20 protein-coding genes are annotated in these 25004 nt (G+C 49.0%); 19 read left to right on the plus strand and 1 reads right to left on the minus strand.

What is annotated here, in order from left to right; all coding sequences use genetic code 11:
• Positions 1-143 precede the first annotated feature (143 nt).
• The 9 genes from DWZ45_RS05280 (at position 144) to DWZ45_RS05320 (ending at position 12450) form a co-directional block, all read left to right on the plus strand.
• A complete protein-coding gene (locus DWZ45_RS05280) occupies positions 144-1046 on the plus strand; it encodes a LysR family transcriptional regulator (RefSeq protein ID WP_118293263.1) in 903 nt (300 codons plus the stop codon).
• Between the two features lie 192 nt (positions 1047-1238).
• Complete coding sequence (locus tag DWZ45_RS05285; RefSeq protein WP_118468020.1) at positions 1239-2654, plus strand: Wadjet anti-phage system protein JetA family protein; 1416 nt, start codon at positions 1239-1241, stop codon at positions 2652-2654.
• Positions 2655-2657: 3 nt separating this feature from the next.
• Entirely contained in the window at positions 2658-3344 is a 687-nt protein-coding gene (locus tag DWZ45_RS05290) for a DUF4194 domain-containing protein (protein WP_117796428.1), read from the plus strand.
• The gene (locus tag DWZ45_RS05295) at positions 3319-6579 is read left to right on the plus strand and encodes an SbcC/MukB-like Walker B domain-containing protein (protein ID WP_118468022.1); all 3261 of its coding nucleotides are present in this window, start codon (positions 3319-3321) and stop codon (positions 6577-6579) included. Before DWZ45_RS05290 ends, DWZ45_RS05295 begins: the two co-directional genes overlap by 26 nt.
• A gap of 16 nt (positions 6580-6595) precedes the next feature.
• A complete protein-coding gene (locus tag DWZ45_RS05300; RefSeq protein WP_118468024.1) occupies positions 6596-7873 on the plus strand; it encodes a Wadjet anti-phage system protein JetD domain-containing protein in 1278 nt (425 codons plus the stop codon).
• 246 nt (positions 7874-8119) lie between these two features.
• The gene (locus DWZ45_RS05305) at positions 8120-8824 is read left to right on the plus strand and encodes an FCD domain-containing protein (protein ID WP_118468026.1); all 705 of its coding nucleotides are present in this window, start codon (positions 8120-8122) and stop codon (positions 8822-8824) included.
• Positions 8825-9027: 203 nt separating this feature from the next.
• Positions 9028-9816: an electron transfer flavoprotein subunit beta/FixA family protein gene (locus DWZ45_RS05310; RefSeq protein ID WP_118468028.1), complete on the plus strand. Its 789-nt coding sequence runs from the start codon at positions 9028-9030 to the stop codon at positions 9814-9816.
• A gap of 11 nt (positions 9817-9827) precedes the next feature.
• A complete protein-coding gene (locus tag DWZ45_RS05315; RefSeq protein WP_118468030.1) occupies positions 9828-11015 on the plus strand; it encodes an electron transfer flavoprotein subunit alpha/FixB family protein in 1188 nt (395 codons plus the stop codon).
• 28 nt (positions 11016-11043) lie between these two features.
• Entirely contained in the window at positions 11044-12450 is a 1407-nt protein-coding gene (locus DWZ45_RS05320; protein ID WP_118468031.1) for an FAD-linked oxidase C-terminal domain-containing protein, read from the plus strand.
• Between the two features lie 212 nt (positions 12451-12662).
• Here DWZ45_RS05320 and DWZ45_RS05325 read toward each other — a convergent pair whose 3' ends face one another.
• Positions 12663-13265: a YcxB family protein gene (locus DWZ45_RS05325; RefSeq protein ID WP_182426634.1), complete on the minus strand. Its 603-nt coding sequence runs from the start codon at positions 13263-13265 to the stop codon at positions 12663-12665.
• A gap of 454 nt (positions 13266-13719) precedes the next feature.
• Here DWZ45_RS05325 and dctP point away from each other — a divergent pair, with 454 nt between their 5' ends.
• The 10 genes from dctP (at position 13720) to pckA (ending at position 24687) form a co-directional block, all read left to right on the plus strand.
• Positions 13720-14796 carry a TRAP transporter substrate-binding protein DctP gene (gene dctP / locus DWZ45_RS05330; protein ID WP_107000141.1) on the plus strand — a complete coding sequence of 359 codons (1077 nt, stop codon included), beginning with the start codon at positions 13720-13722 and terminating at the stop codon, positions 14794-14796.
• Between the two features lie 397 nt (positions 14797-15193).
• Positions 15194-15694 (plus strand): TRAP transporter small permease, encoded by a 501-nt coding sequence (locus DWZ45_RS05335; RefSeq protein ID WP_107000140.1) that lies wholly within the window; start codon positions 15194-15196, stop codon positions 15692-15694.
• Positions 15694-17004, plus strand: coding sequence for a TRAP transporter large permease (locus DWZ45_RS05340; protein WP_181357154.1), 1311 nt, complete (start codon positions 15694-15696; stop codon positions 17002-17004). The genes DWZ45_RS05335 and DWZ45_RS05340 overlap by 1 nt, the downstream gene beginning before the upstream one ends.
• 198 nt (positions 17005-17202) lie before the next feature.
• Complete coding sequence (locus tag DWZ45_RS05345) at positions 17203-17904, plus strand: MgtC/SapB family protein (RefSeq protein WP_107000139.1); 702 nt, start codon at positions 17203-17205, stop codon at positions 17902-17904.
• Between the two features lie 125 nt (positions 17905-18029).
• Positions 18030-19469 (plus strand): NAD(P)/FAD-dependent oxidoreductase, encoded by a 1440-nt coding sequence (locus DWZ45_RS05350; protein ID WP_117796434.1) that lies wholly within the window; start codon positions 18030-18032, stop codon positions 19467-19469.
• A 2-nt stretch (positions 19470-19471) separates the two neighbouring features.
• On the plus strand, positions 19472-20737 hold the full coding sequence (locus DWZ45_RS05355) for an FAD-dependent oxidoreductase (RefSeq protein ID WP_022359839.1): 1266 nt from the start codon (positions 19472-19474) through the stop codon (positions 20735-20737).
• On the plus strand, positions 20737-21099 hold the full coding sequence (locus DWZ45_RS05360) for a DUF1667 domain-containing protein (RefSeq protein WP_117796435.1): 363 nt from the start codon (positions 20737-20739) through the stop codon (positions 21097-21099). The genes DWZ45_RS05355 and DWZ45_RS05360 overlap by 1 nt, the downstream gene beginning before the upstream one ends.
• A 220-nt stretch (positions 21100-21319) precedes the next feature.
• Complete coding sequence (locus DWZ45_RS05365; protein WP_118468035.1) at positions 21320-22132, plus strand: HAD-IIA family hydrolase; 813 nt, start codon at positions 21320-21322, stop codon at positions 22130-22132.
• A gap of 1 nt (position 22133) precedes the next feature.
• A complete protein-coding gene (locus tag DWZ45_RS05370) occupies positions 22134-22694 on the plus strand; it encodes a glycerol-3-phosphate responsive antiterminator (RefSeq protein WP_107000135.1) in 561 nt (186 codons plus the stop codon).
• A 388-nt stretch (positions 22695-23082) separates the two neighbouring features.
• Positions 23083-24687 (plus strand): phosphoenolpyruvate carboxykinase (ATP), encoded by a 1605-nt coding sequence (gene pckA / locus DWZ45_RS05375; protein WP_118468037.1) that lies wholly within the window; start codon positions 23083-23085, stop codon positions 24685-24687.
• Positions 24688-25004: the final 317 nt, after the last annotated feature.

Here is a 25004-nt window from a genome sequence, read left to right on the forward strand (position 1 = left end):
CGGTTCCAAAAGTGCCTACCCGTGAACAGTAACAATTGAAAACTCTTTTCTAATCATCATTATAAAGCCTTCCTTGTGGTTTGTGAAAATCTAGTTTATAATAGAAATATGACAAAATGTAATATTCTAAAAGGAGGTGCGGCATGGATGCCAAAAAACTGGAAATATTGATGACGGCGGTAGATCTTGGAAGTTTTTCGAAAGCATCCGAGGTAGTTGGCTACACGCAGTCGGGGCTGACCCATCTGGTGGACAGCCTGGAGCGGGAGATTGGATTTCCGTTGATCCGCCGCAGTTACAGCGGCATCGCGCTGACGGAGGCGGGAGAAAACCTGTTGCCGGATATCCGCCAGTTTTTGCAGGCAAATGCCACCCTGGAAAATAAGATTCAGGCGGTGCGGGAACAGCAGGAGGAGTCGATCCGTGTGGCGGCATATGCGAGCATCGCGATGTACTGGATGCCGGAGATTTTATACCGGTTCCGCCGCCTCTGCCCGAAGGTGGACGTTGATCTCCGCATGGTCGATCATGCGCTGGAACCATTTGAATTATTACAGAGCGGAAAGACGGATGTCATTTTTGCGAGCAGACAGAAAGAACCGAAATGCGAGTGGATTCCGCTGTATCATGAACTTTTGTATGCGATTCTGCCAAAGCAGTATCCCTTAAATGGGCGCAAAGAATTTCCGCTGCGTGAATTTGAAGGAAAAGATTTCCTGATGCCGTACGGGCGGTTTGACATCGATGTACACGCCGCATTTGCAAAAGAGGGAGTCAGGGCAAAGGAGCAGTCCGTCTATGTGGATGACGAGACGGTGATCCGCATGGTGGGAAAAGGACTGGGCATTTCAATGATGTCTGAACTGATGATCCGCGGAAATACCGAAGATGTCTACTGCGTTCCGGTTTCCCCGACCTGCATCCGGGAAATAGGAATGGGTATGAAGCCGGGGGCGGAGGAAAGTGAAAGCATTGCGAAGCTGACGAAATGTGTGATGCAGTTTGTGAGTACGTTAAATAAAGGGGGAAACGTCTCTTTGAAATAACCGGAATCAAAGTCCAAACAGTCCCAGCCTTGCCATTTTCCCGGTATAGAGTATATAATTATTAAGAAGAAACGACTGAGACTGCCGGCTTTTCGTTTTTTGGAAGAGCTGGTAGTTAGGTGTTTTCAGATATTGAAATATTCAGGAAAATCAGAAACATAAATACAGATAAATATATGGAAGGAATACACCGTGAGCATAAATAAAAACCTTTTTGACGCTCTTCCAATCGGCTTTTTCAACTGCCTGGCAAGCGGTAGCAGCAACCGCATTTATTCGGACTGCCTTCTGCTCATTTATCATGAGTATGACCGGGAGATCACCTACCGCATTGCCCGCAGCCGCATCCGGGATGCGCTTGCCATTTATCTTCTGGAAAATCACATTGATTATTTGGACGATGAGATGACAACCGACCGGAATTACAACCAGCTTGCCAATTCCGTGATCCGCAAATTCTGCTCGAAAGAGGTCGGATGGCTGGAGGAGGACACGGACGATGCGACGTATGAGAAGCATATCATGATGACGGAGCAGGGCGTCTTTCTGGCAGAATTTCTCCAGAAGATGATGAAGCCGGAGTGGGAAGAATTTTCAAGTTATATTTTCAATATTTATAATATTTTGCAGAATCCCGACCAGTGGGAACCGGATATCTATGTCAATGCGCTGCGCTCGGTCTACCGCAACGCGAAACAGCTCTCCGGTGCGCTCAAGCGCCTGGCGACCTTTATCAAAAAAATCATCGAGCGGATGGTGCGCGAGGAAAGCCTGGAAAGTCTGACCGAGAACGTCCTCGAATACTGTGAGGGCGATTTTATCCGCGAGTACGCGCGTCTGACAAAACAGCAGAATATTCATATGTACCGTTCCTTTATACGGTCAAAGCTGGAAGCGATGCAGAACCGGCAGGAGCTGTTTGAGGGTCTGGTGGCGGGATGCGCGAAGGAAGAAGAACTGGAACACATTGAGGCGGAGAATAAGGTGCTGGATATGATCCAGACGATTCTGCAGTTTTTCTCAGTCGATTACGACCAGATCATGCGGGATATCAAGCATAAAATTAATATCTATTTACAGATTGCGATTGGACGCGCGAGATTTCTTCAAAACCGGGACAGCGATGTGCGCGGGCATGTCGAGCAGACGATCCGCGTGATTGCGGCGGAGATGAACACACTCGGTTGGAAGGAAGAACTGCCGGAGTCGATGAACGGGTTGTTTTTGCTGGAAAATAATGAGTTTATCGATACCGACTCGATCCGCTATCCGCGACGGGAGCAGATGATCCGCGAGGCAACCTATGCAAAGCTGGAAGAAATGACACAGGAGGACATCGATCGTGCGAGGGAGGCACAGGAGAGGGAGGCAGAGAACCCGTATTCGAAGGATAAGATGAAGAATTATCTGGAGGCGCTTTTAGGAGATCGGACGGAGATATCCAGCGAGGAGGTTCCGATGAAGAGCAAGCGGGATCTTTTAAGCGTGCTCTCGGCGGTTGCCTATGGTTCGGAAAATGGGTATGAGATACAGGCGGAGGATGGTTATCTGGAAACGCAGCAGATGCTTCTGCGGCGCTTTAAAATCGAACGCCGGAAGGAGAAATAAAACATGGGATTTGAAGAAATATGGAATGAATATACATCCTCTGAGAAGGACATGTTCCAGAAAAGTGTCAGGCGTCTTCTGAAGCAGACCTTTATCGTGCGCGACCGTGACGAGGACAGCAAAAAAGCGTACTATTTTGTCTCCAAGCGTTCGGAACCATTTTCAGCGTACCTGGGATATATCGGATACGATATTGTAATTGACCGGGAAAATGGTGTGATTATGCTGCAGAACTGCCGGGATCTCGGCGAGAATGGAAAACTGCAGATCAACCATGTGACACTCAAAAAGATGGAGAGTGTGGTTTTATGCTGCCTCTGGACTCTCTATGCGGACCGGGTGCGTTCTGGAAGTCTTTCGAAAAATATTGAGATTTCGGTGACCGATCTGCGCTATGAGATGGAAAAATACGGCATTCGGGATCAGATTGACAAGAGCAGTTTTGCATCGATTCTGACGCTGTTTACCAAATATCAGCTTCTGCAGGTGATTGGAAAGCTCGGCGAGGAGGACTGCCGGATCTGTCTTTATCCGTCGATGCAGTTTGTGCTGGAACCACAGGAGTTTGGCAAATTTGTGGAAAATGTCAACCGGCGGATGCAGGAAAAGTGGAGCCGTGAGGACGAATGGGAAACGGAGCTGACAAAAGAGGAGGAAGACGGCGATGAAGAATCAGACGATCATGAATAGGAAATCGGCGAAAAAACTTTTGATGGTCCAGTGGTCGCGTTTCCAGAATGTCTGTATCGAGCTGGAAGGTTCGACCCTGGTGACCGGTGTCAACGGAAGCGGAAAATCGACGGTGCTTGATGCGATGACCTATCTCCTGACGGGCAACACGCAGTTTAACAAGGCGGCGAAGGACCGAGACCGGACGGTGCTTGGCTATGTGCGCGGCGACACGCGCAGTAATGGCGAGGCGCGTTATTTGAGAAATGGCAGCGTTGTCAGCTATATTGCGATGGAATTTTCCGATCCGACGCTGGGAGTGCCGCTCACGGTCGGAGTATGCATTGAGTCTCCAAGTGAGTCTGGCAAGCCGGTCAGCAGCTGGTTTATCTGTCCTGGGGCGGCGATTGACGATATCGATTTTACACGGATTGAGGGAAATGCACTCCGCATCACGCCGAAAAATGAGCTGACAGTGAATGGCGAGGCGATGAAGCTTTCCTCTTTTATGGGACGGGACCGCGGCACGGAGGCGGTACTCCGGGCACTGGGACTCCGCGTGGACGCAGTCAAATACCGGACAAAGCTTCTGAAAATGATGGCATTTAACCCGGAAAATAATATCGACCAGTTTATTCAGGACTGTGTCCTGGAACCGGGAAAAGTCCAGTCGCTGGAGGAACTGCGCGAGCAGAAGCGCCAGTTTGAGCGCCTGCGGGAACTCTATGAGAGTCTCAGACAGGGCAAAATCCAGCTCGAAGAGGTGCTTCGCCAGAGTGACGAATACGAGAAGAAAAAGCGGGTACTCCGCATCCGGGAGCTGATGCTTTCGTACCAGGCACTCCGGGAGAAGGAAGAGGAAGAAAAGCAGACGAAAAACCGTTATCAGGCTTTAAAAGACCAGTACGGGCGCCTGACCGAGCGGGCGGGAGAGCTCGCAAGACAGCAGGAAGCCGCACAGGAACGCCTGCGAATTGCAGAAAATAACGATATGGTCAAGGGAATGCAGGAAAGCCTGGATTCCCTGAAACGCCAGATCGAGGAAGCGGATCGTGAGAAAAAGAACTGGGAGGACAAGCTGGCGCAGATTTTGAAATTGAAGAAGAAGATAAGCGCGCTTATCAAGCTTCTGGAAGCAGATCTTCCGTCCTTATCCTCGGAAAACACCTATCTGGAGACACTGGAACAGGCGGATGGGGAGACGGCGAAGAAGCGGGAGGCGTTTGACGCATTCCGCGAGAAGGTTCACCGTCAGGACGGCATCTATGAGGAAAATAAGATCCACCTGCAGGATCAGTGTAAAGAGCGTGAAAAAGAGATAGGGGCGCTGCAGGAGAAGATCCGCCGTCTGGAATCGAATATCCTTGTGTTCCCGGCGGAGGTGGAAAATGCCCGGAATAAGATTCAGAGAGGGTTAGAAAAACAGGGTATCCAGACCGAGGTCCACATTTTTGCCGAATTGGTCCAGGAGGTGACCGCTCCGGAGTGGAGAAAGGCGGTTGAGACATTTCTGGGAAGAAAGCGTTTCTATATCATCGTGGACGGCGCGCACTGCCATAAGGCGATGCAGATTTTACAGAAAGAGCGGATCTATGATGGAAATGTCGTGATCACGGATAAGCTTCCGGAAACAGAGGCGGTGGAAGGTTCCGCGGCGGAGATTCTGCGGATCCCGAACGTCTATGCGAGACGTTACGCCAATTATCTGTTAAACGGCATTCATCTCTGTGAAAATCTGGAAGAGCTGCATGAATACCCGAAGGGCGGACTCATGCGGGATGGCATGCTGGCGAAGAGCTATGCGGTTGCGATGATGGATATGAGACGGACCGAGCTGTGTCTCGGCGCAGACGCGATCCGCTGCCAGCTGGAACAGTCCAGAAAAGAACTGGAAGAATTACAGGTGGTTCAGCGGGCCGATAAAGAGGCACTTTCACAGGTTATCAAATACCGTGATGCGATCAAGGAGATCGACTGGGACGGCGGACACTACGATTTCGGCGCGGCATATGGGCTGAAGGACTGCAAAAAGCGCAGGGACAGCCTGGTAAAGGACCGCGAGGAGATCGAGGCAAATCCGGACTTTACCGCAGTCCTGAAAGAACTGGAGACGGCGGGACGGCTGGCACGCGAGGCAAATGAGAGTGTGAACCAGAACCAGAGTGAGCTTGGCGGCTGTAAGAATGATTTAAAGGGCTGCGAAGGAACACTGAGCCGTATCAGCACGGAGATCTATTTATGCCAGAAGGCATATGAGGAAAAATGCCTTGTCAACATGGAACTCAAAGAGGCGATGCTGGAGGAATATAACCGCGAAAGCGAGAAGCGCGGCACGATCCGCGTGACGACACAGCTTTCCATCGACAAGAGCAAAAATATGCTGGCAGAGCGGGAGCGCCAGCTGGAGGACGCACAGCTGGCGTATTGCCGCCTGGCGGGAATCGACGTCGGAAAGCGCGGCATTGGTTACATCCCGTGGTACCGGGAAGAATACCGGAACCTGGCGCACGTCAAGGTGGAGGAAGCCCAGCAGAAGCTGCAGGAGCAGGCAGGACGGCTGGAGAGCGCGTTTATGAACGATTTCGTGGCGGAGATTGACGAGAATGTCCGCGAGGCAAAACGTGAGATGGACGCGATCAACCGTGAACTGCGCCATATGCCGTTTGGCAACGATACCTACAAGTTTGTGATGAAAGAAAAGCCAGACCGCGCTCTCTTCTTCCGCATCTGCAGGCGTCTGGAAAAATATATGAGTTCCCCGCAGGTCTATATGAATTCGGCGCGCGACGACGAGGAGATGGAGAATGATATTCAGGAGTTTATGAGTATCATTCTGGCGGAAGAAGATGAGTGGGAATACACGGATTACAGGAGATATTTCTCTTACGATATGGAGATCAGCAGCCGTCAGGGACAGACTGAGATCACGGCAGAGTTATCAAAAAAACAGGGTTCCGCCAGCAACGGCGAGAAGCAGACCCCGTATTTCATCATTCTGGCGGCGAGTCTTTTGCAGTGCTACCCGGCAAACACCTGCTGCGCCCGTCTGGCATTCATTGACGAGGCGTTCTCGGCATTGTCGAGAGAGCGGATCGAGCAGATGGTCCATTATTTCGAAGAAAATCACTTCCAGGTATTCTATGCAGCCCCGCCGGAGAAGATCAACAGTATCGGTCAGTTCATCGATTCAACTGTCAGCCTGATCGTGACAGGACGGTATACGAATGCGGTAGAAGGATTGGTGAAGCAGGCATAGGAAACGAGGAGAAAAAATGGCGGATCGGAAAGAGTGGAAAGAACAGCTTTTAAGTAAATTGCTGGATCAATACGAAAAAAGCGTCACCTACGCCGGTGAAAACAAGGTAAAACAAGTGTTTTCGGTCAAACCATCCGATATTTTCAAGGGCTACAACAAAGATTTTCTCCCGCCGGAACAGCTTTTCCAAGAAAAAGAATTTGAACGACTGATCCGTCAGATGGAATCGGAGGGACTTATTCATGTAGTTCCTCCGAATACTGGTATTCTCCGTCAGATCTGTGCTGTCCCGGAACGTTGGGAAGATTACTATGCCTGCCTGAACCGGACAGAAAAGAATATTCTAAAAAAACGGCTGGAAGAGGTTTATCATCGCTTCTGCCAATGCGATTTATTGGAGGCATATGGAAAAGAAAAGCTTCAGACACTGAAAAACAGCCGTGCGAGAAAGCTGGATGAAAAGAGGGTAGAAAAAGAGATAACCGAGGCAGAAGCTATCTGGAATCTGGTGCAATTTTTAAAAGAAAATCAGGAAAAGCAGAGAACTACGCTGGAGCGGGAAATGTCAGAGGCAGTTCTGCATGACAGTAAACAGTGGGAAAAGATATACCGGAAAAAAGTGTGTGGAATTTTGGAGCACACGGGGCGGTATGATGAACCGCTTGCGGAGCTGGAAGAAGAACGGGAGCGGCAGACGGCGCTTCTGGAGGAATTTTACATTTATTCCAATCCGGCGTATATCTATCTGAAAGGGGATGCGCGGATCTGCCTTGAAGACGGACGCGAACTTCGGATTTATCACGATCTGCCGATGTCGATCCCTTTTGAGACATTCCAGAAGGCAAAAAGCATCCAGATCCGGGATGCGGCGTTGATGACGGTGGAAAATCTGACCTCGTTTCACCGGCTGGAGCGGGAACATATATTTTATCTGTTTCTGAGCGGCTACCATACCCGCACGAAACAGGCGCTATTGCAGCGGATCGCCAGAGAAAATCCGGGACTTTCCTGGCATCATTTTGGCGATCTCGATCCAGATGGTCTGGCGATCGCGGGGCATCTGATCCGAAAGACGGGACTGCCGTTTCAGCTGTGCGCGATGGGTGTGCAGGAATTGCAGCGGTTTCAGACATATGCGAAGCCATTGGAAGCACCCGATCGGGCGAAGGCGGAAGCAATGATAAAACAGGGCAGCAGCTATGCGGGAATATTGCGGTATATGCTGGAGCACAACTGTAAATTGGAGCAGGAGATTATAAGCTGGCAGGAGACGAGATTGGAGAGTTTTCTGTAAAAAGAATCTTTTCGGTTCAATCCGGATTTTTATCTCAGTCGAGAAGACTCCCACCTCTTCAGGTGGTGAGTAATAGCAAATTTGTCTCAGTGGGAGTTGGGTCTCCGACTGAGATAAACGCTCCGCGAGGATGCGCAGTGATTCTGATAGGAATATGTCAGCTTCGCTGACCAGAATCACGCGCCAAGTCTCACGGACGTTCGACTTGAAATATGATAAAGACAAAGTGAAAGGAATGCAGTGTCTATGGAAAAACAGGAAAAAGCCTACAAAGGCGTCATCGAATATTTCAAGAATCGCATCATGGCGGGCGAGCTGCGTCCGGGGGAGAAGCTTCCTCCGGAGCGGGAGATTGCGCAGATGCTGGAAGTCAGCCGCAATTCCGTCCGGGAAGCGCTGCGGATCATGGATATGACGGGAGTGATTTCCTCCCAGCAGGGCTCGGGGAATTACATCACTTGTGAATTTCAGAAAAGCATTGCGGAGACGATGGGGATGATGTTTGCGATGTCCCAGATTAATTATCAGCAGATCAGCCAGATCCGCTATGCGCTGGAACAGCAGGCGTTTTCCCTGGCGGTTGAACATGCGTCGGAGAGCCAGATGGACGCGCTGGAAGAACTGGTAAAACGTCTTGACCGGAGCATGGACGAGCAGGAAAACGCCCGGATTGATAAACAGATCCATTTTACACTGGCACAGGCGTCGGGAAATGTGCTGCTGCTCAATATTTTAGAGGCGTGTTCCGGCGTGATCGATACCTTCATCCGGAATATGCGCGCGGAAATTCTGCGGACAAAAGAGGCGAAAGAAGCACTGAATCTCTGTCACCGGCAGATTGCGGAAGCGCTGCGGAACAAAGATAATGCAGCGGGGAAGGATGCACTGGACCGGCATTTCCGGATGATAGATGAAATTTTGGAAAAAAATGAAAAAACACATTCTATGTGAAAAGATAAACAATCGTTGACAACCAGAACGCAGCCCACTATACTAACGAATAAAGAAAATTGGTTCTACCAAAATTCTTTTTCTTTTCAATAAATTGGTAGAACCAATATGCGGATTAAAAATTCTTTAAAATTTGTGAGGACCTGAAGAGCATCCATCATTTAAAGATTTTTACAAAGCATCCATATGAAGGAGGAAACAGAATGAAGATTCTTGTCTGTATCAAACAGGTACCGGAAAGCAATAAAGTAGAAGTCGATCCGGTTACCGGCGTGCTGAAACGAGACGGCGCGGCTTCGAAGATGAACCCATACGATCTGTACGCGCTGGAGACGGCGTTCCGGATCCGGGAAGAAGTGGGCGGAAGTGTTCACGTCATTTCCATGGGACCGCCGCAGGCGCAGCAGGTGATCCGCGAGGCATTTGCGATGGGCGCGGACGGCGGAACGCTTTTATCGGATCGCAAATTTGGCGGTGCGGATGTACTGGCGACCAGCTATACACTTGCGCAGGGCATCAAGAGCTGCGGCGATTTTGACCTGATCCTCTGCGGCAAACAGACAACGGACGGCGACACCGCGCAGGTTGGTCCGGAGATCTCCGAGTGGCTGAATATCCCGAGTGTGGCAGATGTTGTCAAGATCAATCAGATTGCTGAGGACGGCATCACCGTCAGCATGGATCTGCCGGAAGAGGTCGAGGTGGCGAAAGTGCAGTTTCCGTGTCTCTTAGCCGTTGACAAGGACATTTTTCAGCCAAGACTTCCTTCGTATGTCCGGAAAATGAACACGAAAGACCGTGAAATCCGGATTCTTTCCCTGGCGGATATGGACGATAAAGACGCGATGCACTATGGACTCAATGGTTCCCCGACGCAGGTTCAGCGCATTTTTCCACCAGCTGTCAATGACAAAAAGGAAATGTGGGACGGAAGCGGCGAAGAGCTGGCAGACCGGCTGTATCAGAAGATCGTGGATATGAAATTCGTGTAGGAGGTGGAAGCATGGCTGAGTTAATCATACATCAGGACAAAATCCCGGATAATCAGGAACTTATCAAGCTCTGTCCGTTCGGGGCGATGGAAGAAAAAGACGGAAAGGTGACGATCAGCGCCGCCTGTAAAATGTGCCGTCTCTGCGTGAGAAAAGGTCCGAAGGGCGCGGTTGAATATGTAGAAGACGCGGTAAAACCGAGCGTCGATAAGAGTGCATGGAAGGGCATTGCCGTTTACGTAGATCACGTGGATGGAAAGGTGCATCCGGTTACATTGGAGCTTCTTGGAAAAGCGAGAGAACTTTCCAAGGTAACGGGACATCCGGTTTACGCCCTGTTTATGGGAAATGGAATCAATGCGGCTGCACACGAACTGCTTCATTATAATGTAGATAAAGTATTCGTCTATGATGCACCGGAACTGGCACGTTTCCAGATCGAGCCGTACACGGCTGTTTTTGAAAACTTCATCCAGACAGTAAAACCATCGTCTATTCTCGTCGGTGCGACCACGGTCGGCAGACAGCTGGCGCCGCGTGTGGCTGCCCGTATGAAGACAGGCCTGACCGCGGATTGTACGATCCTGGAAATGGATGAAAATACTGATTTATCCCAGATCCGACCGGCTTTTGGCGGCAATATCATGGCGCACATCAAGACTCCGAACCACCGTCCGCAGATGGCGACCGTGCGCTATAAGATCATGAACGCACCGGAGCGTGCCGAGAAAGAGAGCGGTGAGATTGTGGTCTGTACAATTGAGAAGGAAAAACTGCTTTCCCACGTGAGGGTTCTGGATATCGTAGAAAAGCCGAAGGAAACCTTTATCGAAAATGCTGACGTCCTGGTGGTAGCCGGACGAGGCGTGAAGAAGCCGGAAGATTTGAAAATGCTGGAAAAACTGGCAGATCTGCTGGGAGGTCAGCTTGCCTGCACCCGTCCGATGGTGGAAGCCGGATGGCTGGATGCCAAGTGCCAGATCGGTCTGAGTGGCCGTACGGTCCGCCCAAAACTCATCATCACCTGCGGCGTGTCCGGTGCGGTCCAGTTTACTGCCGGCATGAATCACGCGGAGACGATCGTCGCGATCAATAAAGATCCGAAAGCGCCGATTTTCAAGACGGCACATTACTGCCTGACTGGTGATCTCTATGAGATTCTCCCGAGACTGATTGAGAAGATTGAGATGGGAAGATAAAGATTCACAGGAAGGAGAGCAGGATATCATGGGAAATTACAAGAAAATAGATAAAGATGATATTTTATATATAAAAAACACAATTCAGGATGACGAGCGTGTTCTCGTAGGTGAAAATATCAACGAAGAGTACAGCCACGATGAGCTGAGCGGCACCAGCAGTTATCCGGATGTGGTGGTAAAGGCAAAATCAGCCGAAGAGATCGCGGCGATCATGAAATATGCATACGAAAATACGATTCCGGTGACACCGAGGGGCGCCGGAACGGGGCTGGTTGGTTCTTCGGTTCCGATGGAACATGGCATCATGATCGATACCACCCTGATGAACCAGATTCTCGAATTGGATGAGGAAAACCTGACGGTCACGGTGGAACCGGGCGTCCTTTTGATGGAATTGTCCGCCTATGTAGAAGATCACGATTTCTTCTACCCGCCGGATCCGGGTGAGAAATCAGCGACCATCGGCGGCAACATCAGCACGAATGCGGGCGGTATGCGTGCGGTCAAATACGGTGTGACGAGAGACTATGTCATGGGGCTGGAAGTGGTTCTGCCGGATGGCACGATCACTCAGTTTGGAGGCAAAGTCGTAAAGAATAGTTCAGGCTATGACTTGAAAGATCTGATTATTGGTTCCGAGGGAACGCTTGGCTTTATTACCAAGGCGATCTTAAAGCTTCTGCCGCTTCCGAAGCGTGTCATCAGCCTTCTGATCCCGTTCCCGACCCTGAAACAGGCGATCGACACCGTCCCGGTTATCATCAAATCTAAGACGATCCCGACCGCGATCGAGTTCATGCAGCGGGAAGTGATTGAAGACGCCGAGGAGTATTTAGGAAAAGCGTTCCCGGATAAACAGTCGGATGCGTATCTGCTTTTGAAATTTGATGGGAATTCCACCGAGGAGATCGAAGAAGCGTATGACAAGGTGGTCAAACTCTGCCTGGAACAGGGCGCACTGGACGTGCTGATTTCCGATACCCAGGAGCGGGAGGAATCCATCTGGAAAGCCAGAGGCGCTTTCCTGGAGGCAATCAAGGGATCCACGACTTACATGGATGAGGTCGATATGGTTGTTCCGAGAAGCCGTGTCAATGAGATGGTGACGTATCTGCACGATCTCCACAATGAAATTGATATCCGCATCAAGAGCTTCGGTCATGCGGGCGACGGAAATCTGCACGCCTACATCCTGAAAGACGATTTGAGTGATGAAGAGTGGGAAAAACGGATGTCTGCTGCAATGGAGAAGATCTATCAGAAAGCCCATGAACTCGAAGGTCAGGTGTCCGGCGAGCACGGCATCGGATATGCGAAAAAGCCGTATTTAAGAGAATCCCTGCCGGAGAAGAACCTGGATCTGATGAACGGAATCAAGAAAGTGTTTGATCCGAAGAATATTCTGAATCCGCATAAGGTGGCGCAGAGATAGAAGAAAATAACTGCATTGATATTTTTTAGCCACAAGTGTTGCAAAAACGTTTGAGCACCACGCGGTAAGGCTGATTCTAGGAACTGCAGAAGATTTTTGGCAGAAAAACAGAATAGAACAGCAGGTTTTTGAGAAAGCCACGATCTGAATCAAAGAGTTCAAATCGTGGCTTTTTATAGTTGTTGAACTATTTTATAGTTTATATCTATCGACTATCTTTTCTTCTTCAACGCCTGCATCACCCGAACCAGCGGAATCGTCTTCCTGTAAATCCGTTTCCCACTCTTATTTTCCAAAAATTCCCGAAACGCGCCAATTGATTTCAAATTCTGGCTCTCATCCGAATTTGAACGGGACCCCGCGCTTGCGTCAATCCCCTTTTTCGGCACCATATACCCGCCGTAGGAATCGCGGAACAGATAGAAATAATCGCGGTCCTCACCCAGCTTTTCAAATTCATTGTAAGCCAGTGTGCTTTCGCGGGTGTTTTTCGGAAGAGAATAGACTTCCAGATGATTTTCACGGAATTCATAGCGGGACGCCGGGAACGGCATGCCGCTTTTTTTGATCTGTTCGGCGAGCTTGTGGGCGGTGTGGTTGGCGGAGCTGTAGGTGCTGGTCGTCAGATAGCAGCCGTAGGCGGCTAAGAGGATGCCCCACCACTCGCTTAGATTGATGATACCTCCGGCGATGAACAGGATGCTTAAGATCGTCCGCGTGATCCGGTTGGAAGCGCAGAAGAGATCGTACTGCATCCGGGACAGGGATTCGAAGGTTTTTTCGTTGTGGTGCATTTCTATCTTATAGTAAATCATGGTAAGCCCTTTCATATAAAAAATCAATCATCACCTATATAAAAACAGTATATAGAAGCATAGAAAATATCTTAAGAAGTAGTATACTGTTTCTTCCCTGTTTCCGCAACTGGATCTGTTAAATCTGTAATGTTGATAAAAAATAAACAAGATTGTTACAAAAATATCACATAAAAATCGACTAAAATCGAGAAAAATTATATAATTTCGACAAAATAGCTTGCCTAATCGTAAAATAAGTGTTAAAATTAGGTAAAAGATGAATAAAGGACCAAAAGCAGAGACGAAGAGATGCGCCATGGTTAGAAACAGCTGGAAAAGACTGTTTTTTAAAAATGGTGCTATTTTTTTGCCTAAATGCTGAAATGGTAATTTATTTAGAAAGTAGTAGAAACTGTTGATGAACCGGTCAGAAAGATGACTGGGGGAGGTTAAGAAAAAGGAGAGAAAACGTATGAGAAAAGTATTATCAGTAGTACTGGCAGCAACGATGGCGATGAGCCTGGCGGCCTGCGGCGGCAGCGGCGCAAAGACTGACACAAAGGCAGCAGACGCAGGAACGGCAGCAGGTGACGAGGCATCTGCGGATGATTACTACATCACCATCAAGTTTTCCAACGTATTTCAGCCGGCAGAGTGGAACTACAAAGCCAGCGAATATCTGGCAGACCTGGTAAAAGAGAAGACCGATGGTCATATCACTCTGGAGTATTACGGACAGAACCAGCTTGACTGCTACGCGGAGTCTGTAGCACAGGCACACAACGGCGCTGTCTGGATGGGTCTGGAGGAGCCGTCCTACTTTGCTGATTACATCGGCGATTACAACGTATTAGTTGGACCGATGCTTTACAAGAACAATGCAGAGTATAATGCAGTGATGGATTCTGATATTGTAAAAGATCTGAATGCAAAACTGGCAAGCGAGCACAACATCCACGTTCTGGATACACATTATTCGTTCGGATTCAGAAGCGTATGTACGAACAAGGTAGTTGAGAAACCGGCTGACTTAAATGGTCTGATCATGCGTTCGACCGAGTCTCCGCTGTTTGTTAAGACGATCACCTGTCTGGGTGCTACCCCGTCTGCAATGAGCTTTACGGAGTGCTTATCTGCTATGTCCAGTGGTGTTGTTGATGGTTTCGAAGGTTCCATCTCCACCCTGAAGGATACAGGTGCTTATGAGTACACCAAGAAAGTTGCAAACACGAACCACTTCATCGCAACCCGTTGGTTATTCATGGCTGAGGACGTATATCAGTCCATCCCGGAAAAATGGAGAAACATTCTGGATGAGTGCTGTGTAGAAGCTGGTAAGTGGGAGCAGGAAAATGCTGAGAACGACGAAGCTTCCATGATCGAGTTCCTGAAAGACAAAGGCGTTGAGTGGAACGATGTAGATATTGACGCATTCACAGAGGCTTGTGCTCCGGTTTATGACTGGATCGTAGACGAGTACGGCGCAGATCCGGAACTTCATCAGAAACTGGTTGATTTCCTGAATGACTACCGTGCAAAGAACGAATAATGTAGATTGTTCCGAGCAAATACAGTATTTTAAAGCAATTATGAAATGGTAAAACGTAACGGTTATCAGAACCGCTGCAAAGAAGAAAGTATATCTGCCCGGGCTGTCAGAACAAAGAAGATTGTCTGAGGTCCGGGCAGACTTCCGACAAACGTATAGTGCCGGAAATATGAAACTGCTGGTAACTGTTCAGTAGGTCTGCGCATTTACTGCGCTGACCGTACGAAAACATGGGCCAGCAGGCAAAAATCCCATTGCCGTAGGCAATTTTTAATGGATTTTTGCGCGTGACTGTGAAGGTACTGAACAGTTACAACTGCTGGAAAGATGGCTGTATGACAGAACAGTCGTCGGTTATGCAAAACTGACTGCCATTATGAATGCATGAGGATAGACTATGGAAAAGAAAAAAATCACACTGGGGTCGGTGCTGGTAAACCTGGATGCAATTATTACCTGCGTGACACTGACACTCTGTACAATCGTTGTAAACGCAAACGTCCTTATGCGCTATTTCCTGAAAAGACCGTTGTATTGGTCGGAAGAGGTCGCTACGGGGCTCTTCGTCTGGACCGTCTTTATTGGAAGCGCATATGCGTACCGTAAGCACGCACATCTGGGCGTAGACATCCTGATCAACATTCTTCCGGAGAAGATAAGAAAAGTTGTTAAGGTTATTATGGATCTTCTGGAGCTTGTTACTCTGATTATGCTGACCAGAACAAGCGTCCAGTATGTGATGAACACGATGGATAAGCTGACGAATACGCTGCGTGTTCCGAGTTGGTATATTTCCGGCGCGGTTCCGATCGGATTTGGGCTTTCACTGATTTTCTGTATTTACTTTTTGGTTAAGGATATTATCAAGGTATTTAAAGGGAAAGGGGGAAATAACTGATGGGACTCGAATTAATTGAACTCGTTCCGATTTTTATGGTATTTATTCTCTATTTCCTGGGAATGCCGATTGTATATGCACTGTTTGGTTCAACCTTCTTTTATTTTACATTTATTGATACAACCAGTAAAAACTGGCTGATCTTACAGAAGGTTATGACCTCTACACAGTCGTTCTCGATGTTAGCGATTCCATTTTTCGTTATGGCTGGTTCCGTCATGAACTACGGCGGCATCAGTGACAAGATGATGGATTTCGCGGAAGTGCTGACCGGTCATATGAAAGGCGGTCTGGCACAGGTAAACGTAGTACTTAGTATGCTGATGGGCGGATGCTCCGGTTCGGCCAACGCAGATTGTGCGATGCAGTCCAAGATGCTGGTTCCGGAGATGGAGAAGAGAGGTTACTCCAAGGCGTTCTCCGCAGCGATCACAGCGGCTTCCTCGGCTGCTACACCGGTTATTCCGCCGGGAGTAAACCTGATCGTTTTTACACTGATTGCACAGATTTCCCTGGGTCGTACGTTTGCGGCTGGTTATATTCCGGGTATTCTGATGGCAATCTCGATGATGATCGTTGTTTCGATTATTGCACATAAGAGAAACTACCCGACCACCCGTGAAAAATTCCCGTCTCTGAAAGAGATCGTGAAACAGGGTATTACCTCTTTCTGGGGTCTGTTCTTCCCATTTGGTATCATCCTGGGAATGCGTTTTGGCATGTTTACCCCGTCTGAGGGCGGTGCGGTAGCCGTTCTTTACTGTATTATTATCGGACGTTTCGTTTACAAGAAACTATCCCTGAAAGAGCATCTGGTTCCGATCCTGCTTGACAGTATCGCCGGTACTTCCAGCGTTGTCCTGATCATGGTTGCAGCGAATGTATTCGGTTACTACATGACCTGGATTAACCTGCCGAGAGTCGTGGCAACTGGTATGTTAAGCCTGACAACCAACAAGTGGCTGTTCCTTATGGCATGCAACGTAATTCTTCTGATTATGGGTATGTTCCTGGAAGGCGGCGCGGCGCTGATGATTATTACACCTCTGCTGCTTCCGGTTGCAAGACAGCTTGGAATCAATGATTACCACTTTGGACTGGTAGCGATCGTTAACATCATGATCGGTGGTATTACACCTCCGTTCGGTTCGATGATGTTCACGACCTGTGGTATCACGGGATGTCCGATCAGTGAGTTCCTGAAGGAAGTATGGCCATTTATCGTGTCCCTTCTGGTTGTTCTTCTGCTTCTGACCTTCTGCCCGTTCTTAATTACATGTGTACCGGATCTTCTGTACGGCGCAGCATAGAAACAGATTGACAAAACGTTAATAAATTGGATATAATAAAGCCTGTGAGATTAAGAGCAGAAAGGCAAACGTAGAAATACGGATGCTTTCTGCTCTTTTTTGTTCCATAAAAGATACCGGTATCGGTCATGGAAGAGTCTTGTGGAGCGAAAAAGAGCTGTGTTCTAGAAGCTTTACGGGCTTGCAGAGGGAGAAAAAATGGCAGTTTGGAAATGGATTGTGGAGACGGCGGCGACCTGGACAGCGGTCGGCATCTGGATTCGCCTGCTGTTTTCGCTGGCGGTGGGAATGTTCATTGGAATTGACCGTGGCCTGAAACGGCGCGGTGCGGGCATCAAGACGCATGTGCTGGTCTGCCTGGGTTCAGCGCTTGTCATGTTGACGAGTGAATATATGTTCCGGACATTTCCATCTGCAAAAGCGGACATGGCGCGGATGGGCGCGCAGGTTATCAGCGGTGTCGGATTTTTAGGGGTTGGCACGATCATGGTAACCGGGCGTAATCAGGTGCGTGGATTGACTACAGCGGCGTGTCTCTGGGTCTGCGCCTGTGAAGGACTGGCAGCCGGTATCGGATTTGTGGACGGTGCGGTTTACGGTCTGATTCTGATTGCGGTTACCTTGAAACTCCTGACACGTGTGGATACAATGATTCATGAGCATGCAAAGGTGTTCGATTTCTATCTGGAATTTACCAGCAGCCGGTGTGTTGGGGCGTTCATGGATACCATGCGTTCTAAGAATGTGAAAATCGTGTCTTTTGATATTGCCAAGAATAAGTTAAAGGGCGAGGGTCCCTCCGCGACGATGTCGGTGGAAGTGCAGGACAAGTCGCTTCGAAAAACACTTCTGAGCGATATTCAGGCGATGGAGGAGATCCGGTTTGCAGAGGAGCTGTAGCAGCTAAAGGGTTCAGATGGGCTTACGCACGAAATGCAGCAGAAATAGGATGAATTGTCTAAACAAACAGGATAGTTGAAACGAGAACAAGAAAACATTTAGTATAAATAATGGAGGATCACAGTATGAACGGAAATACATACGACGTAGTGATTATCGGAGGTGGCGTCATCGGCAGCAGCATCGCCAGAGCGCTTTCGAAATATGAGTGCCGCACCGTGCTTCTGGAAAAAGAAGAGGATGTCTGCTCCGGCACATCGAAGGCAAACAGTGCTATCGTCCATGCGGGCTATGACGCAAAGACAGGTTCTTTAAAAGCAAAGCTCAATGTAAAAGGCAACGCCATGATGGGAGATTTATCCAAAGAACTCGATTTTGATTTCAAGCGGAATTCCTCCCTGGTACTCTGCTTCGCGCAGGAGGACCTCCCGGCGCTGCAGGCACTCTATGAGAGAGGCGTGGCAAACGGTGTGCCGGATATTTCCATTCTGACCGGCGATGAGGTCCGCAAGATGGAGCCGAACGTCAGCGGGGAGGTTGTGGCAGCGCTCTATGCACCGACTGGCGGCATCGTATGTCCATTTGGTCTGACGATCGCGCTGGCAGAGAATGCCTGTGATAACGGCGTTGAATTTGTATTCAACACAAAAGCAGAAAAAGTTGAAAAAACGACAGAAGGATACCGTGTGATAACCAACAACGGTGTCTTCGAGACAAAATATGTCGTGAACGCAGCCGGCGTGTATTCTGACGAGATCCACAACATGGTTTCGGAAAAGAAGCTTCACATTGTGCCGCGCCGCGGCGAGTACTGCCTGCTCGATAAAGAGGCAGGCAACCACGTATCAGCGACTGTCTTCCAGCTTCCGGGCAAGTATGGCAAGGGAATCCTCGTCAGCCCGACGATTCACGGAAATCTCTTAGTCGGACCGACCGCGGTGGATCAGGAAGATAAGGACGGAACCTACACGACCGCCGAGGGACTGGCAGAGGCATGTGAGAAGGCAGCCAAGAGTGTCAACAACATTCCGTTCCGTCAGGTCATCACTTCCTTCTCCGGCCTGCGTGCCCATGAGGACGGCGATGATTTCATCATCGGTGAGGCGGAGGACGCACCGGGCTTCTTTGATGCAGCCGGAATCGAGTCTCCGGGACTTTCCTGCGCACCGGCGATCGGTGAATATCTGGCTGGGATGATCGAGGAAAAAGCTGGATTTGGCAAGAATCCGAATTTCAATCCGATCCGCAAGGGCATCGTGAAAGCAGCACGTTTAAATACGGAAGAACGCGCAGAACTGATCCGCAAGAACCCGGCATACGGCGCAATCGTCTGCCGTTGCGAGACAATCAGCGAGGGGGAGATCGTGGATGCGATCACCCGTACACTCGGCGCACGCTCGATGGATGGCATCAAACGACGCGTCCGTCAGGGTATGGGACGGTGTCAGGCAGGCTTCTGCACTCCGAGAGCGATGGAAATTCTCTCCCGTGAGACGGGAATCCCGATCACAGAGATCTGCAAAAACCGCAAAGGTTCCGAAATGATAAAAGGTGAGGAGGCATAACCATGATTCAGCATGACATTGTAATTATCGGCGGAGGTCCGGCTGGACTGGCAGCGGCAGCAGCGGCAAAGAAAAGCGGCGCAGAGGATATTCTGATTCTGGAGCGCGACAGCGTGCTGGGCGGTATCTTAAATCAGTGTATCCACAATGGTTTTGGTCTTCATACCTTTAAAGAAGAACTGACCGGACCGGAGTATGCGGCACGTTATGAGGAAGAAGTGAAAAAGCTGGAAATTCCGTACCGCTTAAACAGCATGGTACTGGATATCAATAAAGACAAAGAGATCACAGTCGTAAGCCGCAGCGAGGGACTGGAGCTCATCAAGGCAAAAGCGATTATCCTGGCGATGGGATGCCGCGAACGTCCGAGAGGCGCCCTGAACATTCCGGGGTATCGTCCGGCAGGTATCTACACTGCTGGTACGGCACAGCGTCTCATGAACATCGAGGGACATATGGTCGGTAAAGAGGTTGTCATCCTCGGTTCCGGCGATATCGGACTGATCATGGCGAGACGTATGACACTGGAGGGCGCAAAGGTTAAGGTTGTAGCGGAGCTGATGCCGTATTCGGGCGGTCTGAAGAGAAATATCGTACAGTGCTTAAATGACTTTGATATTCCGTTGAAGTTAAGCCATACGGTTGTGAATATCGAGGGAAAAGAGCGCGTGAAAGGCATTACGCTGGCACAGGTCGGACCGGACCGCAAACCGATTCCGGGTACCGAAGAGCACTATGACTGTGATACGCTTCTGTTATCCTGTGGCCTGATTCCGGAGAATGAGCTGACGAGAAATATGGGCGTGGCGATGAACCCGGTTACCTCCGGCCCAATGGTCAATGACCGTCTGGAAACAGGCATCGAGGGTGTATTTGCCTGCGGCAACGTGCTTCATGTACATGATCTGGTTGACTATGTATCCGAGGAGGCGGCGCTGGCAGGACAGAACGCAGCGAAATATGTGAAATCCGGCGAGACGAAGAAAGGTCACAGCGTGACACTCAAGGCAGAAAATGGCGTCCGCTACACGGTACCGCAGTCGATCGATACCGAGGCGATGGCAGACAAGCTGACGGTTCGTTTCCGTGTGGCAGATGTTTATAAAAACCGCAGCATTTCCGTTTATTTTGACGGAGAGCGTGTGAGCAGCCGCAAAAAACGCGTGCTGGCACCGGGTGAGATGGAGCAGGTAATCCTGACGAAGGAAAGTCTGGAGAAATATCCGGATCTGAAAGAAATAACCATTTGCACGGAGGTGGATGAGTGATGGAAGTAAGAGAACTGACCTGTATCGGATGTCCGCTGGGCTGTCAGCTCACTGTGACGATGGGAAATGACGAGATCAAGGTAGAAGGAAATACATGCCCGCGCGGCGAGGCGTATGCAAAGAAAGAGGTAACCAATCCGACGAGAATCGTTACCTCAACGGTACGCGTCGAGGGCGGCACGATCGAGAGAACAGCGGTCAAGACGGCTTCGGATATCCCGAAGGGCAAAATCTTTGATTGCATGAAGGAGATCCGCGCCGTGAAGGTGGCTGCTCCGGTGCATATCGGGGATGTGATCATTGATGACTGCGCTGGAACTGGGATTGCAGTTGTGGCGAGCAAGAATGTAGAGCGGGCGTAAGGAATCGTGAAGGTGACACCGACAGCCCCGACACAGAATATAGGATGAGAGATGGGAGGTTGTACAGACTCATAGAAAAAGTTTGTGCAGCTTCCCATTTTTGAAATTGAAATATATGAAAAACCTGCTTGCATATTTGGGCAGGATTGGATAAAGTTGTTTTGAAGAAAATCTTTTTTACAGGTACATATTTACAGAGATAAATTACAAGGAGAGAGGCATGGAAAAACGTGAAATTTTAAAGGAGACAGAGCTGTTTGTCCTCGATATGGACGGGACGTTTTATCTGGATACGGATGTGCTCGACGGGGCGTTGGATTTCCTGGAGGAAGTGAAGAAAGCAGGGAAGAGATATGTGTTTTTTACGAATAATTCGTCGAAATCTCCGAAAACATATATTGACAAACTGGCAAAAATGGGGTGTTATATTAAAAGAAATCAGATCATTACATCCGGGGATGTGATGATTCAGTATCTGAAAGAGTATTATCCTGAAAAGAAAGTCTATCTGGTGGGAACGCCGGACCTGGAGGAGAATTTCCGTGAAAATGGCATTCTTCTGACAAGGGAGATGCCGGATGTGGTCGTGATTGGCTTTGATATGACATTGACCTATGAGAAGCTGGAGCGCGCCTGCACGTATATCCGCAACGGCGCTGTGTTCCTGGCAACGCATCTGGATATCAACTGCCCGACGAAGGATGGTTTTATCCCGGACTGCGGCGCAATGTGCGCGGCAATCTCCTTATCGACTGGAAAGAAGCCGAAGTATGTCGGAAAACCATTCAAGGAGACCGTGGATATGGTTCTGGAGATGACCGGGGCAAAGCGCGAGGCAATGTCGTTTGTCGGCGACCGGATCTACACGGATGTGAAAACCGGCGTGGTAAATGGGGCACACGGAATCCTGGTGCTGACCGGCGAGACGAAGCTGGAGGATGTACCGAAGGCGGATGTCGTGCCGGATGCGATTTTCACAGGGCTGAAAGAGATGGGAGAAATACTCAAGACTATGAGAGAAGAGGAAGCATAGAATGACAATGCTTGAATTACTGGAGGAATCTCCGATAATCGCAGCGATTAAGAGCTGGGAAGGGCTGGAAAAAAGTCTTAAATCTGAATGTAAGGTAGTATTTGTGCTGTTTGGCACGATCTGTGATATTGATCAGATTGTAGCGCGCATCAAGGACGCCGGGAAGGTGGCGATCGTCCACGTGGATATGATCCAGGGACTGAGCACCAAGAGGGTGGCGGTCGATTTTATCGCCCACAATACGCGGGCGGACGGTATTATCAGCACAAAAAATACACTGGTGGAGCGCGCGAAGGAGATGGGACTTTATGCGATCCAGAGAACCTTTGTTGTGGATTCGATCGCACTCGATACATTGAAAAAACAGATCGAAATGTTCCGACCGGATGCAGTCGAGATCATGCCGGGGGTGATGCCGAAGATTCTTAAGATCATGCGCGAGTACACCGATATTCCGCTGATCGCCGGGGGACTGCTGTCTGACAAAAAAGATGTGATGGCGGCCTTTGAGGCGGGTACGGATGCCATTTCAGCGACGAATGAAGCGGTGTGGTACGTGTGATTTTAAAACTTAAACGATTTAGACGCTGTGAGTGACAGATATATTTGAAATAATGAAATTGATAAAAAAATATCAATCATTTCGCGATTTCGCTTGATTTTTTACCATGAATGCATTAGAATGATGAAGTAATCTCTTTTGGTAAAAATAGATAAAGAGAAGAAAAGGCGAGTTTTCGCATTGTACAAAATATAAGAACCGTGAAAAGGTAAAGCGGTTGCAAACTATACACATGTACAGTGGGGGACACTGAAATCCCCGGTTCGGTGAGAAATGTCAGACAAAATTTAAGTCGAACGTCCGTGAGACTTGGCGCATGATTCTGGTCAGCGAAGCTGACAATTTCACACAGACGGGAGCCGCCGGATAACAGGAAAGGGGTATTAAGATGGCTAAGATCGATTTAAGCAAGTACGGAATCACAGGAACAACGGAGATTGTTTACAACCCTTCTTATGAGATGCTGTTTGAAGAAGAAACCAAACCGGAGCTGGAGGGCTATGAAAAAGGTCAGGTCAGCGAGCTTGGTGCAGTAAACGTTATGACAGGTATTTATACCGGACGTTCCCCGAAAGACAAATTCATCGTTATGGATGAGAACTCTAAGGACACAGTATGGTGGACTTCAGACGAGTACAAGAACGACAACCATGTAGCATCCAAAGAGACCTGGAACGCAGTAAAGGATATCGCTTTAAATGAGCTCTCCAACAAGAGACTGTTTGTAGTAGATGCTTTCTGTGGCGCAAATAAAGACACCCGTATGGCGATCCGTTTTATTGTGGAGGTTGCTTGGCAGGCTCATTTCGTAAAGAATATGTTCATCGTTCCGACCGACGAAGAACTGGCTAATTTCGAACCGGACTTCGTAGTATACAACGCTTCCAAGGCTAAAGTTGAGAACTACAAAGAGCTTGGATTAAACTCTGAGACAGCTGTTGTCTTCAATATCACAAGCCGCGAGCAGGTTATCATCAACACCTGGTACGGTGGAGAGATGAAGAAAGGTATGTTCTCCATGATGAACTACTACCTTCCGTTAAAGGGCATCGCTGCTATGCACTGCTCTGCTAACACCGACTTAAATGGCGAGAACACCGCTATCTTCTTCGGACTTTCCGGAACCGGCAAGACTACCCTTTCTACCGACCCGAAACGTCTTCTCATCGGTGATGACGAGCACGGCTGGGATGACAACGGTGTATTCAACTTCGAGGGCGGCTGCTACGCGAAGGTTATCAACCTGGATAAAGAGTCTGAGCCAGATATCTACAACGCTATCAGACGTGATGCACTGCTTGAGAACGTTACCCTGGATGAGAACGGCAAGATCGATTTCGCTGATAAGAGCGTAACCGAGAACACCCGTGTATCCTACCCGATCGATCATATTCAGAATATTGTACGTCCGGTATCCTCTGCACCGGCAGCTAATAACGTTATCTTCCTGTCTGCAGACGCATTCGGAGTACTTCCGCCGGTATCTATCCTGACACCGGAGCAGACACAGTACTACTTCTTATCCGGATTTACAGCAAAACTGGCTGGTACCGAGCGCGGCATTACCGAGCCGACCCCGACCTTCTCCGCTTGCTTCGGACAGGCTTTCCTGGAGCTGCATCCGACCAAATACGCAGAAGAGCTGGTTAAGAGAATGGAGAAGAGCGGAGCAAAAGCTTACCTCGTAAATACAGGCTGGAACGGAACCGGCAAACGTATCTCCATCAAAGATACCCGTGGTATCATCGATGCTATCTTAAACGGCGATATCCAGAAAGCTCCGACCAAGAAAATCCCGTACTTCAACTTCGAAGTACCGACCGAGCTTCCGGGCGTAGATCCGGCTATCCTGGATACCCGCGATACCTATGCAAACGAGGCTGAGTGGGAAGAGAAAGCAAAAGATCTGGCAAGCCGTTTCATCAAGAACTTCGCTAAATACGAAGGAAACGAAGCTGGCAAGGCTCTGGTAAAGGCTGGTCCGCAGTTATAATGCCAGAAATAAATGGTAAATAAATCCAAGAGGTAAACTTGGTGAGATAGAAAACCTCCAGTTTGTTTGGATGAGAAATGTGATTCTCATTCGAATGGACTGGAGGTTTTTTGTTTCATAGGAAATACGTCCTATGAAACCCAAAATGCTCCGCGAGGATGCACACTCGCGCGAAGCAGAAACATGTCGCAAGCGACCGCGCGAGACGCCCGGATGTGCCAAGGCACATTTTTTATTGCTGCTGCAAAACACATGTTTGGATTTGAGTATTTCGTGAAGCTGATGGTTATGCTATAATAGAAGCACTTAGTGAGTTT

Origin of the sequence: Clostridium sp. AF32-7AC (genome assembly GCF_003477925.1) — a bacterium.
In the GTDB taxonomy this organism is placed as follows: Bacteria; Bacillota; Clostridia; order Lachnospirales; family Lachnospiraceae; genus Otoolea; species Otoolea fessa.

Coding starts and splice junctions, on each gene's coding strand:
- DWZ45_RS05280 (WP_118293263.1), top strand. CDS start 144: ATGGATGCCAAAAAACTGGAAATATTGATGACGGCGGTAGATCTTGGA.
- DWZ45_RS05290 (WP_117796428.1), top strand. CDS start 2,658: ATGGGATTTGAAGAAATATGGAATGAATATACATCCTCTGAGAAGGAC.
- DWZ45_RS05295 (WP_118468022.1), top strand. CDS start 3,319: ATGAAGAATCAGACGATCATGAATAGGAAATCGGCGAAAAAACTTTTG.
- DWZ45_RS05300 (WP_118468024.1), top strand. CDS start 6,596: ATGGCGGATCGGAAAGAGTGGAAAGAACAGCTTTTAAGTAAATTGCTG.
- DWZ45_RS05305 (WP_118468026.1), top strand. CDS start 8,120: ATGGAAAAACAGGAAAAAGCCTACAAAGGCGTCATCGAATATTTCAAG.
- DWZ45_RS05310 (WP_118468028.1), top strand. CDS start 9,028: ATGAAGATTCTTGTCTGTATCAAACAGGTACCGGAAAGCAATAAAGTA.
- DWZ45_RS05315 (WP_118468030.1), top strand. CDS start 9,828: ATGGCTGAGTTAATCATACATCAGGACAAAATCCCGGATAATCAGGAA.
- DWZ45_RS05320 (WP_118468031.1), top strand. CDS start 11,044: ATGGGAAATTACAAGAAAATAGATAAAGATGATATTTTATATATAAAA.
- DWZ45_RS05325 (WP_182426634.1), bottom strand. CDS start 13,265: ATGATTTACTATAAGATAGAAATGCACCACAACGAAAAAACCTTCGAA.
- dctP (WP_107000141.1), top strand. CDS start 13,720: ATGAGAAAAGTATTATCAGTAGTACTGGCAGCAACGATGGCGATGAGC.
- DWZ45_RS05335 (WP_107000140.1), top strand. CDS start 15,194: ATGGAAAAGAAAAAAATCACACTGGGGTCGGTGCTGGTAAACCTGGAT.
- DWZ45_RS05340 (WP_181357154.1), top strand. CDS start 15,694: ATGGGACTCGAATTAATTGAACTCGTTCCGATTTTTATGGTATTTATT.
- DWZ45_RS05345 (WP_107000139.1), top strand. CDS start 17,203: ATGGCAGTTTGGAAATGGATTGTGGAGACGGCGGCGACCTGGACAGCG.
- DWZ45_RS05350 (WP_117796434.1), top strand. CDS start 18,030: ATGAACGGAAATACATACGACGTAGTGATTATCGGAGGTGGCGTCATC.
- DWZ45_RS05355 (WP_022359839.1), top strand. CDS start 19,472: ATGATTCAGCATGACATTGTAATTATCGGCGGAGGTCCGGCTGGACTG.
- DWZ45_RS05360 (WP_117796435.1), top strand. CDS start 20,737: ATGGAAGTAAGAGAACTGACCTGTATCGGATGTCCGCTGGGCTGTCAG.
- DWZ45_RS05365 (WP_118468035.1), top strand. CDS start 21,320: ATGGAAAAACGTGAAATTTTAAAGGAGACAGAGCTGTTTGTCCTCGAT.
- DWZ45_RS05370 (WP_107000135.1), top strand. CDS start 22,134: ATGACAATGCTTGAATTACTGGAGGAATCTCCGATAATCGCAGCGATT.
- pckA (WP_118468037.1), top strand. CDS start 23,083: ATGGCTAAGATCGATTTAAGCAAGTACGGAATCACAGGAACAACGGAG.